At 70.9% G+C, this 13321-nt stretch carries 15 protein-coding genes; 6 read left to right on the top strand and 9 right to left on the bottom strand.

What is annotated here, in order from left to right:
• Nucleotides 1–85 precede the first annotated feature (85 nt).
• Together trmB and OQ02_RS01595 are read right to left on the bottom strand one after the other, a co-directional pair.
• Nucleotides 86–727, bottom strand: coding sequence for a tRNA (guanosine(46)-N7)-methyltransferase TrmB (gene trmB, locus OQ02_RS01590; RefSeq protein ID WP_051771500.1), 642 nt, complete (start codon nucleotides 725–727; stop codon nucleotides 86–88).
• Nucleotides 728–819: 92 nt separating this feature from the next.
• A complete protein-coding gene (locus tag OQ02_RS01595) occupies nucleotides 820–1401 on the bottom strand; it encodes a hypothetical protein (RefSeq protein ID WP_051771504.1) in 582 nt (193 codons plus the stop codon).
• 245 nt (nucleotides 1402–1646) lie between these two features.
• Here OQ02_RS01595 and OQ02_RS01600 point away from each other — a divergent pair, with 245 nt between their 5' ends.
• A complete protein-coding gene (locus OQ02_RS01600) occupies nucleotides 1647–2819 on the top strand; it encodes a S8 family serine peptidase (protein ID WP_156076834.1) in 1173 nt (390 codons plus the stop codon).
• An 11-nt stretch (nucleotides 2820–2830) separates the two neighbouring features.
• Here the strand turns inward: OQ02_RS01600 and OQ02_RS01605 are convergent, their stop codons facing one another.
• From OQ02_RS01605 to OQ02_RS01615, 3 genes are all read right to left on the bottom strand, one after another.
• Nucleotides 2831–3739, bottom strand: a complete 909-nt coding sequence (locus OQ02_RS01605; RefSeq protein WP_033436358.1) for an ABC transporter ATP-binding protein — start codon at nucleotides 3737–3739, stop codon at nucleotides 2831–2833.
• 145 nt (nucleotides 3740–3884) lie between these two features.
• A complete protein-coding gene (locus tag OQ02_RS01610; protein WP_033436359.1) occupies nucleotides 3885–4649 on the bottom strand; it encodes an ABC transporter permease in 765 nt (254 codons plus the stop codon).
• Between the two features lie 6 nt (nucleotides 4650–4655).
• The gene (locus tag OQ02_RS01615) at nucleotides 4656–5576 is read right to left on the bottom strand and encodes an ABC transporter ATP-binding protein (RefSeq protein ID WP_033436360.1); all 921 of its coding nucleotides are present in this window, start codon (nucleotides 5574–5576) and stop codon (nucleotides 4656–4658) included.
• Nucleotides 5577–5789: 213 nt separating this feature from the next.
• Between OQ02_RS01615 and OQ02_RS01620 the strand changes: the two genes are divergently transcribed.
• Complete coding sequence (locus OQ02_RS01620) at nucleotides 5790–6224, top strand: PPOX class F420-dependent oxidoreductase (RefSeq protein WP_033436361.1); 435 nt, start codon at nucleotides 5790–5792, stop codon at nucleotides 6222–6224.
• 202 nt (nucleotides 6225–6426) lie between these two features.
• Here OQ02_RS01620 and OQ02_RS01625 read toward each other — a convergent pair whose 3' ends face one another.
• On the bottom strand, nucleotides 6427–7221 hold the full coding sequence (locus tag OQ02_RS01625) for an HAD family hydrolase (RefSeq protein WP_033436362.1): 795 nt from the start codon (nucleotides 7219–7221) through the stop codon (nucleotides 6427–6429).
• A gap of 67 nt (nucleotides 7222–7288) precedes the next feature.
• Between OQ02_RS01625 and OQ02_RS01630 the strand changes: the two genes are divergently transcribed.
• Nucleotides 7289–7858 carry a TetR/AcrR family transcriptional regulator gene (locus tag OQ02_RS01630; RefSeq protein WP_033436363.1) on the top strand — a complete coding sequence of 190 codons (570 nt, stop codon included), beginning with the start codon at nucleotides 7289–7291 and terminating at the stop codon, nucleotides 7856–7858.
• A complete protein-coding gene (locus OQ02_RS01635; protein ID WP_033436916.1) occupies nucleotides 7858–8769 on the top strand; it encodes an SDR family oxidoreductase in 912 nt (303 codons plus the stop codon). Before OQ02_RS01630 ends, OQ02_RS01635 begins: the two co-directional genes overlap by 1 nt.
• Before the next feature lie 24 nt (nucleotides 8770–8793).
• Here OQ02_RS01635 and OQ02_RS01640 read toward each other — a convergent pair whose 3' ends face one another.
• From OQ02_RS01640 to OQ02_RS01650, 3 genes are all read right to left on the bottom strand, one after another.
• Nucleotides 8794–9450, bottom strand: coding sequence for a response regulator (locus tag OQ02_RS01640; protein WP_033436364.1), 657 nt, complete (start codon nucleotides 9448–9450; stop codon nucleotides 8794–8796).
• 27 nt (nucleotides 9451–9477) lie between these two features.
• On the bottom strand, nucleotides 9478–10662 hold the full coding sequence (locus OQ02_RS01645) for a sensor histidine kinase (RefSeq protein ID WP_442973564.1): 1185 nt from the start codon (nucleotides 10660–10662) through the stop codon (nucleotides 9478–9480).
• Nucleotides 10663–10762: 100 nt separating this feature from the next.
• On the bottom strand, nucleotides 10763–11260 hold the full coding sequence (locus tag OQ02_RS01650) for a hypothetical protein (RefSeq protein WP_051771506.1): 498 nt from the start codon (nucleotides 11258–11260) through the stop codon (nucleotides 10763–10765).
• A gap of 85 nt (nucleotides 11261–11345) precedes the next feature.
• On the opposite strand from OQ02_RS01650, the gene OQ02_RS01655 reads away from it, so the two are divergent.
• Nucleotides 11346–12941: a dynamin family protein gene (locus OQ02_RS01655; protein ID WP_033436366.1), complete on the top strand. Its 1596-nt coding sequence runs from the start codon at nucleotides 11346–11348 to the stop codon at nucleotides 12939–12941.
• Nucleotides 12938–13318, top strand: coding sequence for a nucleotide exchange factor GrpE (gene grpE / locus OQ02_RS01660; protein WP_033436367.1), 381 nt, complete (start codon nucleotides 12938–12940; stop codon nucleotides 13316–13318). Before OQ02_RS01655 ends, grpE begins: the two co-directional genes overlap by 4 nt.
• The last annotated feature ends 3 nt before the right edge of the window (nucleotides 13319–13321 follow it).

Genomic DNA, 13321 nt, shown 5'->3' on the forward strand with positions numbered 1-13321 from the left:
TGATCAACAGAGTCCACTCGATCCGGTGACGAAACGACAGGCAGTCGCCGCATCGGTCGAACCGGGCCCGAACTGCATGCCACGGTCAGGTGAGTTCGTTCCGCTCGAACATCAGGTCGTGGCTGATCCGGTCCTCCTCGACGGCCCGCTGCTCGAACTTCGTCACCGGCCGCCACTCCGGCCGCGGCGCCCACCCGTCGTACCGGTTGCGCAGCAGCGGCTCGGCCGAGCACACCTCCAGCATCTGGTCGGCGTACTGCTCCCAGTCGGTGGCCAGGTGCAGCGTGCCGCCCGGACGCAGGCGCGTCGCGAGGAGGTGCACGAACTCGGGCTGCACGAGCCGCCGCTTGTGGTGCTTCTTCTTCGGCCACGGGTCGGGGAAGTAGATCCGCACGCCGGACAGCGAACCGGCCGGGACGTGGTCGGTGAGCAGGTCGACCGCGTCACCGCGCAGGACCCGCAGGTTGGTCACGCCGAGCGCTTCGGCGCGCAGCAGGAGCTGCGCCAGGCCCGGCTTGTAGACCTCGACGGCCACGTAGTTCACGTCGGGTGCGGCGGCCACCAGCTGGGCGGTCGTCTCACCCATGCCGGAACCGATCTCGAGCACCACGGGGGCCTCGCGGCCGAACCACTCGTCGAAGTGCACGGGACCGGCCGGGAGCGCCTTGACCTCTTGGCCCAAGCGCTCCCAGTGGCGGTCCCATGCGCGCTGCTGCCCCACGGTCATCCGTTCGCCGCGTTGTACGTAGCTGACGACGGATCGGTGGTGCTGCGGTCGCTGGTGGCTGGACGTCACGGGCGTACAGCCTAGGTGGTGCGCTAGGCGATGTTCTCCAGGTCCTCGATCTGCTCGCGCAGCGCGGCCGGGGTGAACTCGATGGCTTGGCGCTGACCGGGGCCCCGGTGCGCCGGGAGCAGGTCGACGAAACCGGGGTGCCGGTCCGTGAACTGCACCGTGGTGGGCTCGGCCGGGCCGTAGACGCCGCTCTCCGACGGCACGAACTCCCAGTACCCGACCTCGCCCTCGGTCGCCCACGGGACGAACACCCAACCCGGCCGGCTGCCGAGCAGGCTGGTCACCTCGTCCTCGACGGCGAACGCCGCCGCGCGCGAGGCGATCCTGCCCCGGTCGAGGGCGCGGAGCCACCAGGGTGCCGGTGCCTCCTTGCCCACCGCGCGGAAGAGCGCGAGCACTTGCTGTTCGTCGGCCCGGTGGATCCAGGCCCGACGGGTCTGCGCGGGCGAGTCGGCGACACCGACGCCTCCCGCGGCTTCGATCGCATGCGACCATTCCAGCGCCAGCATCGGTTCGACGCGAAGGGCGTGGTCGCGTTGCCGTGGCAGTTCCTTGGGCCCGGCTGCCGAGTGGTCGGCGTTCAGGTCCGGATCAAGCACCGTCACGGGTTCACCTCCGGAGGGTTCCTTGACGGGGGGTATCCGAATTCGCGTGCGGGCAGGTGCCCACCTCACGATTCGCGCTTTCCATCTGACCCGGTTCAGATGCGCTTGTCATGGACCTGTGCCGGAGTTCACGACGTCTTAACGAACGCCTTACTCCGCTTGCCCGAATCGGGAACTGTGAAACATGACCGACATGGAATATTTGTGATCCCGAACACAAGGGGGATTGGGTGACGGGGAGAGCGGTGGCCGTCGCGATCTTGCTCGCGACGATCATTCCGGGGGTCGCCGGGGCGCAGACGATCGAGGAGCAGCAGTGGCACCTCGCCGCCCTCGGCGTACCGGCCGCGCACGCGATCACGCGTGGCGACGGCGTGGTCGTCGCGGTGGTGGACTCGGGCGTGGACGCGGACGTGCCGGACCTCGCGGGCGCGTTGCTGCCCGGCACGGGGTTCGGCACGGCGAGCGGCACGGACGGCACCCGGGACGACGACGGTCACGGCACCGCGATGGCGACGCTGATCGCCGGCCGGGGCGTGGACGGCGGTGCGCTCGGCGTGGCGCCCGGCGCGATGATCCTGCCGGTGTCGGTCGGCGCGGACGGCGAGAAGTTCACCACCGCGTCCGTCTCCGAGGGCGTGACCTGGGCCGTCGACCAGGGCGCCGACGTGGTCAACCTGTCCCTGACCTCGCTCGCGACGCTCACCCCCGACCTGCTGCGCGCGATCAACTACGCGCTCGACCACGACGCCGTGGTGATCGCGGGCACCGGCAACGAGGGCGAGGAGCACATCGGCGCGCCCGCGAACATCAAGGGCGTCATCGCGGTCTCGGGCACGGTGGAGGGCAACGGGCCGTGGCCGGAGTCGAACACCGGCCCGGAGGCGGTGCTGGCCGCGCCCGCGCAGGGGATCGTCACCGCCATGCCGCTGAAGGTGCAGAACACCGGGTACGCCGGGGTCGACGGCACGAGCGCGGCGACGGCCCTGGTCTCCGGCGCGGCGGCGCTGGTCCGGGCCCGCTACCCGGAGCTGGACGCGGGCAACGTGGTGAACCGGCTCATCGTCACGGCGACCGACCTGATGGCGCCCGGACGGGACAGCCGGACCGGGTTCGGCCTGGTCAACCCGGTGGGAGCGCTGACAGCCGACGTGCCGCCGGTCGAGCGGAACCCGCTCGCGCCGCCGCCGCTCACGTCGTCCGCCACGCCCGGACCGACGTCGGTCGAGAGCCTGACTGCGCCGCCGCCCGGGTCGGGCGATGACGACCTGGTCCTGATCGCCGCCGGCGGCCTCGCCGCGGTCGTCCTCGTGGTGGCGCTGCTGCTGGTCCGGCGGAACCGCGCCCGCCGGACCCCCGTTCCGGTGGTCACCGAAATCCCGCCGCCGTCCGACGACTTCTGGCGCGGCGACCGGTAGTGATAGACCGATTACTCGTGCGCGTGGTATTCGACGGATTCCTTCGTGAGTTGCATGAAGGCCTCCTCCAGCGAACCGAGTTGCGGGCTCAGCTCGTGCAGCGTGATGCCGTTCGCGGCGGCCAGCTCGCCGATGAACGACGACTCGACGCCGTGCACGACGAGCGCGCCGTCGGAGGCCGCGGCGTCGGCGACGCGGGCGCGTCCGCTCAGCAGCCCGCGCAGCCGGTCGGCCTCCGGTGTGCGGACGCGGACCGTGTCCTCGGTGGCGTCCTTGATGAACTGCTCGGTGCTGGTCTGCGCGATGAGCCTGCCGCGCCCGATCACGATCAGGTCCTGCGCGGTCTGGGCCATCTCCGACAGCAGGTGGCTGGACACGAACACGGTCCGGCCCTCGTCGGCGAGCCGGTGCATGAACTGGCGGATCCAGTGGATGCCCTCGGGGTCGAGGCCGTTGACCGGCTCGTCGAACATCAGCACCCGCGGGTCGCCGAGCAGCGCGCCCGCGATGCCGAGGCGCTGGGACATGCCGAGGGAGAAACCGCCGGCGCGGCGCTTGGCGACCTGGGTCAGGCCGACCATCTCCAGCACCTCGTCCACACGCGTGGTGGGGATGTCGTTGGACCGGGCCAGCCAGTGCAGGTGCGCCCGCGCCGACCGGTTGGGGTGCACCCACTTCGCGTCGAGCAGCGCGCCGACGACGCGCAGCGGCTGGTGCAGCGAGCGGTAGTCCTCGCCGTCGACGGTGACCCGGCCGCGGGTGGGGTGGTCGAGGCCCAGGATCATCCGCATGGTGGTGGACTTGCCCGCGCCGTTGGGGCCGAGGAAGCCGGTGACCCGGCCCGGTCGCACGGTGAACGACAGGTCGTCCACGGCCACCGTCCTGCCGTAGTGCTTGGTGAGGCCGGTCGCTTCGATCATGACATCTCCCGTCCGATCAAACGCTGGTGGCGAAACCTGAGGCAGAAGAGCTCGGGCCACCTCCCGACAAGGCGACCCGAGCTCCTCCTCTCCCCCCATGACGTCCCGCGCGCCGATCCCCGACGCCGGCCACGCGGGTTCCCCCTTACGCGTCCCGCCGCTTCACGACCACCAGCGAGATGATGTAGATCGCCAGCGCCACTGCGGCGAAGTACCCGAACGAACCCCACGGGCTCAGCTCGCCGATGGCGGGCGGGCCCTGGCCGTCCGGGATGACGCTCGGGTCCGGGTTGCCGAAGATGAACTTGCCCGCCACGGTGAACGGCATCCACTTCTGGATGTCGTCGCCGATGTTCGGGATGAACCCGACCACGCTCTCCAGCACCAGCGCGAACACCAGGATGATCGACACCGCGCCCGCGGTCTGCCGCACCAGCGCGCCGACGCCCAGCGCGAGCAGCGCGCCCGCCGCGTAGACGAGGCCGACGCCGGCCACGTGCCGCCAGTCGTTGGCCGATTCGAGCGCCAGCTCGGAGGTGTTCTCCGCGAGCAGCCAGCTCAGGCCCCACGACCCGAACGCGGAGACCAGGCCGACCAGGCCGGCCAGCAGCACCACGACGACCGCCTTGGCGACCAGCGGCGAGATGCGGTCCGGCACCGCCTGGAACGTCGCCTTGATCGTGCCGAAGCGGTACTCGGTGGTGACCGCCAGCGCGGCCATCACCATGATCACGTACAGCCCGAGGTTGTGCACGAAGACCGCGCCCAGCACGGGCATCGGCGCTTCCGCGCCCCAGTTCGCCGCGATGATCGCGGTGATGCCGATGGTCAACCCGAGGGCCAGCAGCATGGACCACCACGGCGAGCGCGTGGTGAAGAGCTTGATCCGTTCAACGGCGAGCAGAGTCATCGCTGGTCACTTCCCCGTCTCGGCGAGCTCGGCGTGGTACTCCACAGAATCGCCGGTGAGCTGCATGAATGCCTGTTCGAGCGAACCGCGCTGCGGGCTCAGCTCGTGCAGCACCACACCGCTCGCCGCCGCGATGTCCCCGATCTCGTCACTGGCCACACCCGATACGACGAGCGAACCGTCGTCGTCCTCACGGACGGTGAAGCCCTTGTCGATGAGCATCGCGCCCAGCTTGTCCGCGTGCGGGCTGCGCACCTTGACCGTGTTCTCGGTCGACCGCTCGACGAACTCGGTGGTGCTGGACTGCGAGATGAGCTTGCCGCGCCCGATGACCACCAGGTCCTGGGCGGTGACGGCCATCTCGGACAGCAGGTGGCTGGACACCAGCACGGTCCGGCCGTCGGCGGCCAGGCCCTGCATGAACTGGCGGATCCAGAGGATGCCCTCCGGGTCCAGGCCGTTGACCGGCTCGTCGAACAGCAACACCTTCGGGTCACCCAGCAGGGCACCCGCGATGCCGAGGCGCTGGGACATGCCCAGCGAGAAGCCGCCGGCGCGGCGCTTGGCCACCTTGGTCAGACCGACCAGGTCGAGCACCTCGTCCACCCGCTTGTCGGGCAGGCCGTTCGACTTGGCCATCCACTGGAGGTGCGCCCGCGCCGAGCGGTTCGGGTGCACCCACTTCGCGTCGAGCAGGGCACCGACGGTCCGCAGTGGACGGTCGAGCTGCGCGTACGGCTTGCCGTCGATCAGCACCTTCCCCGCGGTCGGCCGGTCGAGGCCGAGCATCATCCGCATGGTGGTGGACTTGCCCGCGCCGTTGGGACCGAGGAATCCGGTGACCCGACCGGGTTCGACGGCGAAGGACAGGTCGTCCACCGCAACCGTCTTCCCGTAGCGCTTGGTGAGGCCGATAGCCTCGATCATGATCTCTCCCCTGGACGGCACATCCCCCGGACTCGGGTAAACCTTGCCCGGTCCACGGGGTCTCGCACATCGGTCTGTAGTTGACGCGGCCGTGCGACTTCAGTCTTATCGTGTCCAAGACCTCGGTCGTAGTAATCGGTGACTACCCTGAGTTGTCCCTGAGGCGTGGACCGGATAACTCTCAGGGACGGGCGGCAACTACGGTGTCCGGTCATGGCTTACACCGAGGCGCCCGCCGGCTGGTGGCGCGAGTTCGTTTCGGCCACGCCGGCGCGGACCGGCAAGCTCGCGGTCGTGCGCAAGGACGGGTCGCCGCACGTCTCACCCGTGTGGGTCGACCTGGACGGCGGCACGCTGGTGTTCACCACGTACCTGGAGTCGATCAAGGGCAAGGCGATCGTGCGCGACGGGCGGGTGTCGGTCTGCCTGGACGACGAACGGCCGCCGTTCGCGTTCGTCACCGTGTCCGGCCGGGCCGAGGTCGTCGACGACCCCGAGCAGGTGCGCTACTGGGCGGGCCGCATCGGCGCCCGGTACATGGGCGCGGACCGCGCGAACGAGTACGCCGAGCGCAACGGCGTGCCCGGCGAGGTGGTGGTCCGCATCCGCGACGCCAAGATCGTCGCCAAGATCGCCATCGCCGACTAACTCGCGTGAGTCCTACGTTCGGGACGCGTGAGTCCTACGTTCGGAACACCTGAATTCAACGCTCAGAACGCCGGGAGCTTTCGCAAGGCGACCGCTCGGGGTCGAGGGGCGACCGCTCGGAGGCGTGCCGCTGCCGTGCCGACCTGCTGCCGTGCCGAGCCGCTGCCGTGCCGACGTGCCCCCGAGCTGTCGGAACGCACGGTCAGGCGGCGAAGTACCGGTCCAGCACCGCCGCCGCGCCGTCGTCCAGGATCGTCCCGGTGACCTCGTCCGCGACCGCCTGCACGGCCGCCGGCGCCTGACCCATGGCCACGCCGTGCGCGGCCCACCGCAGCATCTCCACGTCGTTCGAGCCGTCCCCGATGGCCAACGTGTCCTCTTCGGACACCCCGAGCTGCCGCCGCAACTCCTCCAAGGCCGCACCCTTCGTCACCCCGGGCGGCGACAACGTCAGCCAAGGCTCGTTGTGGTCGCACGACGCCGAAACGCCGGGCAGCTCGATGTCCAGCATCCGCAACGCCAGTTCCTCCGGCGCACGCCCGACCCAACGCATGACCAGCCGTGACGTGGGCGTCGCGGCCAGCTCCTCGAACGTCACCTCGCGCACCTCGCCCCACAGGTCACCGTCCGGGAACCGGCCGAGCGACAAGTTCCCCACCCCCGTCAGCTCGACCGCGAACACCGAGTCGGGCAACCGGTCACGCAGGCGTTCGACCGACGGACCGGGCAGGAACTCGACCTTCCGCACGACTTCGCCGGAGTCCGTGTCCCACCACACCGCGCCGTTGGAGCTGATGGCGGTGGTCCCGTGCAGGCCGAGGTCTTCGACGACCGGACGCGTCCCGATGAGGCTCCGCCCGGTGGACAGCACGACGTGCGCGCCGTGATCGACGGCCCGCTTGATCGCCGCACGCACCGCCGGCGCGACGTCCTCTCGGCCGACCGGGGTGATGGTGCCGTCGATGTCCAGGGCGATGAGGCGCGGTCTCCAGGTCACTGGCCTCACCCTACTGGGCGACCGAACCGGGTGTGCGGCCATTACTGAACCGTGGTTCAATAACCACGTGGCACGACCGAAGACGATCACGGACGAACGCCTGCTGGCCGCGGCGGCGCAGGTGATCGCCCGCAAGGGGCCGGGGTTCACCATCGCCGACGTGGCCGCGCGAGCGGAGGTCTCCGTCGGCACGGTGGCGCAGCGGTTCGGCTCCAAGAGCGGCCTGCTCCAGGCCCTGACCAGGCAAACCGCGGCCGACGTCACGCGCCGGATGCGTCAGGCGGCGGCACGGGAAGACCCGCTCGAAGGCCTGCGGGCGGCGCTGCTCTCGTGGTTCGAGGACGTGACGGACCCGGCCGAGGCGCAGAACCACCTGGCGCAGCTCGGCGTCGACCTGATCGACCCGGAGCTGCGCGCGCTGCTCGCCGACCTGTACGCGGCGACCGAGCAGACCGTGGCGGACATCACCCGACGGGTGGATCTTCCGCACGGTCCGCCACCCGAACGTGCGGCGCGGGTGCTCACGGGGTTGCTCTACGGCGTGTCGATGGACTGGTCGATCCGGCCGCGCGGCGTGCTCGCCGACCGACTGGCGCAGGACGTGGACGCGGTGCTGGACGCGTGGAAGGGGAGATGATGGCGGATCTGACGGGCAAGGTCGCGGCGGTCACGGGTGCGACGCGAGGTGCGGGCCGGGCGATAGCGGTCGAGTTGGGCGCGGCGGGCGCGACGGTGTTCGTCGGCGGCCGGTCGACCCGCGAGCAGAAGTCGCCGATCGGCCGCGACGAGACGATCGAGGAGACCGCCGAGCTCGTCACGGCGGCCGGCGGCCGGGGCATCCCGGTGCGCTGCGACTTCACCGTGCCGGCCGACGTCGACGCGTTCCGCGCCCGCGTCGAGTCCGAAGTGGACGGACAGCTGGACGTCCTCGTGGACGACGTGTGGGGCGGCGAGGCGGACACCGAGTTCAAGGTCTTCTGGGAGCAGGACCTCGACCGGCAGCTGCGGATGTGGCGCAACAGCGTGCAGGCGCACCTGGTCACGCTGCACCGCCTGCTGCCGCTGCTGGTGAGGCAGCCGGGCGGGCTGCTGGTCGAGGTGACCGACGGCGACAGCGACGAGTTCTACAGCGAGTCGCTGGCGTACGACTCGGTGAAGGTCGCGATCCGGCGGTTCGGCACGGTCATGGCGAAGGAGCTGGAGCCGTTCGGCGGCACGTCCGTCGCCGTGACGCCCGGGTTCCTGAGGTCGGAGCAGATGCTGGAGCACTTCGGCGTCACGGAGGACAACTGGCGCGACGCGATCGCCAAGGAGCCGCACTACGCGATGTCCGAGACGCCGCGCTACGTGGGGCGCGGCGTGGCGGCGCTGGCCGCCGATCCGGACCGCCACCGGTTCACCGGCAAGGCGCTCGCGTCGTGGACCCTCATGCGCGAGTACGGCTTCACCGACCTGGACGGTTCACGGCCCGACTGGGGCCGGTGGTTCGAAGAGGTCTTCAAGGCGGGCGTCGACCCCACCACCGTGGACGTCGCGAACTACCGCTGACCGCCCGGCTGAGGAGGGACCGGGTCAGACGTCGCCGGGCCGCACGAGCCCCGTCTCGTACGCCAGCACGACGGCCTGCACCCGGTCCCGCAGCTCCAGCTTCGCCAGGATCCGACCGACGTGCGTCTTCACCGTCGCCTCCGACAGGAACAGCTTCCGCGCGATCTCGGTGTTCGACAGCCCCTTGGCGATCAGCACCAGCACCTCGCGCTCCCGCTCGGTCAACGCCTCCAGCACCGCCGCGTCCCGCAGCTCACCGCCGCCGTCACCGAGGAACCGGCTCAGCAGCCGCTTGGTCACCGAAGGCGAGACCACCGCGTCACCGCTGGCCACCGCGCGCAGCGCCGACACCAGGTCACCCGGCGGGGTGTCCTTCAGCAGGAACCCGGAGGCGCCGTTCCGCAACGCCGACAACGCGTACTCGTCCAGGTCGAACGTGGTCATCACGAGCACCTTCGCGGTGCCCGCCTCGGCGATCCGCTTGGTCGCCTCGACCCCGTCGAGCACCGGCATCCGCACGTCCATCAGCACCACGTCGGGCCGCAGCTGTTCCGCCAGGTGCACGGCGTCGAGCCCGTTGGCCGCCTCGCCGACCACGTCGACGTCCTCCTGCGCGCCGAGCACCATGCGGAAGCCCATGCGCATGAGTTCCTGGTCGTCCACCAGCAGTACGCGGATCACACCGTCCCCTTCGTAGACACCGGCACCCTATGCCGGGACCAGCGGGAGCACGGCGCGAACCCGCCACCCGCCACCGGGGTTCGGACCGGCCTCCAGCGAGCCCCCGAGCACGCCGGCGCGTTCCCGCATGCCGATCAGCCCGTTGCCGCCGGACACCGCGACCAGGTCGTGCGGCGTGCCGAACCCGTCGTCCGCCACCTCCACCTCTACCTGATCCACGGCCTGCGTGACGCGGACGGTGGCCGAAGCGCCCGCGCCCGCGTGCTTCAACGTGTTGGTCAACGCCTCTTGGACGATCCGGTACACGCCGAGCCCCAGGCCCGCGGGCAACGCGTCGAGGTCGCCCTGCGTCTCCAGCCGCACCGGCAAGCCCGCCGCCCGGCAGTTCTCGGCCAGTTCGAGCAGGTCACCCGCGCCGGGCTGGGGCATCCACTGGGTGCCCGACTGGTCCTCCGAACGCAGCACGCCCAGCAGCCGCCGCAGCTCGGTCAACGCCTGCCGCCCGGTGTCCGCGATGGTCCGCACCGCCGCCTCGGCCAGGTCGGGGTTGGTCCTGATCGCATAGCTCGCGCCGTCGGCCTGCACCACCATCACGCTCACCGCGTGCGCGACCACGTCGTGCAGCTCGCGCGCGATCCGCGACCGCTCCTCGCCGACCGCGATCCGCGCCTGCTGGTCCCGTTCGGTCTCCAGCAGCTTGAGCCGCTGCTCCAGCTCCCAGTGGTACGCCCGGCGCGCGCCGACGAACTCGCCCATCGCCCAGCTGAACCCGAACACGACCGCGATCACGAACACCATGAACGCGGCCTCGCCGCTCGCCCCCATGGGCCACAAGGCCCAGATGAACGTGCCGATGGCCAGCCAGATCGCGAACAGCAGGCCCTGCCGGCGGCCGACGTACACGACGACCGTGTACAGCGCGATCGGCAGCGCGAAGTCGGCCAGCCGGACCGGCAACCCGGTGTGAAGGTCGCCGTGCGTGACCAGCTGCACCGCGCCGCCGAACAGGATCACGTACGACGCGCCCAGCGGGTACTGCCGGCGGAACACCACTGGCACGATCAGCATCGCGCCGACGAACAGCAGCGTGGAGCCGGGCACGCGGGTGCCGTCGCTGATCAGCGCGACCATGTCGAGCACGAACAGCAACCCGGCCATCAGGGAGTCCCCGAAGGCCGGGTGCGCTCGCATCCACAGGCTCAGTCGCCGCACGTGACCAGGGTAGATAGGGGTCTGCCCGCCGCGCGTCGCGCCACGGGTTGACCCCCGGCTAATCCTCAGGGCGGATGAGCGTGGACACCGCCACGGCCGCCTACCTCGTGGTCTTGACCTGCGTCGGGTCGACCAGGTCCTCGGCCCGCGGCGCATGCGGGCGTTCCGCCCGAGCGGGCTCCGCGGCGGCCTGTTCGACGCGGGTCTGCGGCGGCACCGCCCGCTGCTGCTCGTACTGCCGGTGCTCCTCGGCCATCTCGTCGGCCAGTTGCTGCTGGAGCTGGCGGTCGCGGATCCGGCCGAGGATCAACATCGTCACCGCGTGCACCAGCGCCAGGACCAGGAGCATGACGCCGAGCTTCACCACGACGTCCTTGACCGGGTCGCCGGTGTTCACGGAGATGATCGACACGATGGCGAGCAGTCCCAGCACCACGAGGTGGAAGAGCACGGTCGCGAGCCTGGTCATCGACCTCGCGGCTTCCGGGTCGCCGTACGCGCGGTTCATGTACCCCTTGCCGCCGCGGTAGATCAGCTGGCCGTCGATCAGCACCAGCACCACGCCGAGCAGCAGGAACACCGCATAGCCCTGTTCCATGGCGCACCTCCTCGTCGATCGCCGAAATACCCCGGTGGTCGTGTTGGCAAACCGCGTGACCGGCTGACGTGGCACGATCTCCGGCGTGAAGACGCAGGCCCAGCAGCTCGCCGGTCCGCTTTCGGCGGCGGTGGCGAACCTGTGCGTCGGCTTGCAGCCGCAGGTGTCGCCCGCGACCGCGGCCGGGTTCCGCGAGGTGCTGCGCCGGCTGTCCGCGCCGTTGCAGGTCGCCGTCGCCGGTCGGATCAAGTCCGGGAAGTCGACGCTGGTCAACGCGCTGATCGGACGCCGGGTCGCGCCGACGGACGTGGGCGAGTGCACGCGGCTGGTGACCCGCTTCCAGTACGGGACGGTGGACCGGATCGAGGTCGTGTTCACCGACGGCCGCAAGCAGGTCCTGCCGTTCCAGCCGAACGGGTCGATCCCGCCCGACCTCGGCGTGGACATCGACAAGGTGTCGCACGTCGAGGCGTACCTGACGAACGCGGTGCTGCGGGACCTGACCGTGATCGACACCCCCGGCCTCGGATCACTGGACGCGGCGTCGGTGGCGCGCACCGAGGCGCTGCTCGGCACGTTGTCGCACACCGGGCCTGACTCCGACTCCGCCGGCACCGATTCCGCTGTGTCCGATTCCGCTGTGTCCGACTCTGTTGGGCTGGACCCGGTGTCCCGGAACGCGGTCGCCGGCGCGGAAGCCGTCCTCTACGTCGTCACGCAGGGCGTGCGAGCGGACGACCAGCAGGCGCTCGCCGCGTTCACCGCCGCCACCGCGAGCCGCGAGGCCGGCCCGGTGAACGCGATCGCGGTGCTGAACAAGGCCGACACGATCGCGGCCGAGACCGTCGAGGGCTCGAACGGCGACACGTGGCAGGCCGCGGTGCTGCTCGCCGAACGCCAGGCGCACACCCTCAAACCGCGGGTCGCGGACGTGCTGCCGGTGATCGGCCTGGTCGCCGAGTCCACCGAGACCGGCGGCTTCACGTCGGCCGACGCGGACGCGCTGCGCCGGCTGGCCGACCTGGACGAGGCGACCCGCGAGACGATGATGATCTCGGCGGACCTGTTCGTGAGCTGGGAGTGCGACGTGCCGGTCGGCACCCGCACCCGGCTGCTGGAGAAGCTGGACCTCTACGGCATCGGCAAGGCGCTCGAAGCGATCGACGGCGAACCGAACATCACGGCGGGAGCCCTGCGCCGCAAGCTGCTCGACGCCTCCGGGCTGGACGGCGTGCGCGCGAAGCTCAACGCGGTGTTCCGGTCGCGGGCCGACGGCATCAAGGCCGCCGCCGCGCTGGCGTCGGTCACGTCGCTGGCCGCAGCCTCCGGTGACCCGAACGAGCGGCAGCGCGTGCACGACGCGATCGAGGTGCTGCTGGCCAAGCCCGAGGCGCACCAGCTGCGGCTGCTGGAGGCGTTGACGCTGGTCGCGTCCGGCGCCGTGGCGATGCCGACCGACCTGGTGGAAGAGGTGCTGCGGTTCGGCAGCTCACCGGACCTCTCGGAGCAGCTCGGCCTGCGCGGCCGTCCGCCCCAGGAGCTGATGGCGTACGCGCTGGAACGGGCGGGCTGGTGGCGTTCCTTCGCTTCTTTCGGCGCCACGCCCGCGCAGAGCCGGGTGGCGCACGTGGTGCACCGGGCGTACTTCCTGATCTGGCAACAACTGCGGGGACGGCGATGAGCGGAACGGAACCGGGCGCGTCCGCGTCCGACCACGCTGTGGAGACGACGACGCTGGAGCACACCATCGCCGGCGAGCTGCTCGACCAGGCGCTGGCGGAGCGGCGCGCGTTGGTGCAGCTCTGCCTTTACGCGCTGGACCGGGCCCGCAGCGCCGGGGTGGTGGAACGCCTGGAAGAGGGCTTGGCGGCCATCGGCGTGACAGCGGTGCGGCCGGACGGCGAGCGGTTCGACCCGTCCCGGCACGAGGCGGGCGGCACCGCGCCGACGGAGGACGCGTCGCTCGACGGTGTGGTCGCGGAGACCGAAGTGGTCGGGTTCGCCGATCGCGGCCGGACGCTGCGCGCGCCGATCGTCACCGTCTACACCGCACGGTGAAGG

Source organism: Saccharothrix sp. NRRL B-16314, from assembly GCF_000716595.1.
GTDB lineage: Bacteria > Actinomycetota > Actinomycetes > Mycobacteriales > Pseudonocardiaceae > Actinosynnema.

Coding starts and splice junctions, on each gene's coding strand:
- OQ02_RS01610 (WP_033436359.1), bottom strand. CDS start 4,649: ATGACTCTGCTCGCCGTTGAACGGATCAAGCTCTTCACCACGCGCTCG.
- OQ02_RS01605 (WP_033436358.1), bottom strand. CDS start 3,739: ATGATCGAAGCGACCGGCCTCACCAAGCACTACGGCAGGACGGTGGCC.
- trmB (WP_051771500.1), bottom strand. CDS start 727: ATGACCGTGGGGCAGCAGCGCGCATGGGACCGCCACTGGGAGCGCTTG.
- grpE (WP_033436367.1), top strand. CDS start 12,938: ATGAGCGGAACGGAACCGGGCGCGTCCGCGTCCGACCACGCTGTGGAG.
- OQ02_RS01615 (WP_033436360.1), bottom strand. CDS start 5,576: ATGATCGAGGCTATCGGCCTCACCAAGCGCTACGGGAAGACGGTTGCG.
- OQ02_RS01650 (WP_051771506.1), bottom strand. CDS start 11,260: ATGGAACAGGGCTATGCGGTGTTCCTGCTGCTCGGCGTGGTGCTGGTG.
- OQ02_RS01635 (WP_033436916.1), top strand. CDS start 7,858: ATGGCGGATCTGACGGGCAAGGTCGCGGCGGTCACGGGTGCGACGCGA.
- OQ02_RS01620 (WP_033436361.1), top strand. CDS start 5,790: ATGGCTTACACCGAGGCGCCCGCCGGCTGGTGGCGCGAGTTCGTTTCG.